Genomic DNA, 267 nt, shown 5'->3' with positions numbered 1-267 from the left:
ACCCTTCCGCGCGCGCCGCTTCCTCGGCCGGCGGCATCCACAGCAGGGTGAGATAGTAGGCGCTCTCGAAATGCGCGCCTTCCTCGCGGAACTGTTCGCACCGCTCCATGTCCACGAGCGCCGAGACCGGATCGGGAAACTCTGATTCCGGGTAGTCGAGCGCGGGCGTGCGCTGCGCCTCGACGAAGATCGCCCAGCCTGAACCGAGCCGGCGGAGCGCGTTGTTGAGCCGCGCCGTGGTGGCGACCAGCTCGGCCGGCGTGGCGC

General features: G+C 70.0%; 1 pseudogene. It reads right to left on the bottom strand.

From position 1 onward, the window contains the following. Nucleotides 1–267 (bottom strand): annotated as a pseudogene (locus AX735_RS15865) (conjugal transfer protein TrbE); the annotation flags it as partial.

This window comes from Blastomonas sp. CCH1-A6 (genome assembly GCF_001556365.1).
In the GTDB taxonomy this organism is placed as follows: Bacteria; Pseudomonadota; Alphaproteobacteria; order Sphingomonadales; family Sphingomonadaceae; genus Blastomonas; species Blastomonas ursincola.
This window is presented reverse-complemented; position numbering and strand designations above follow the sequence as displayed.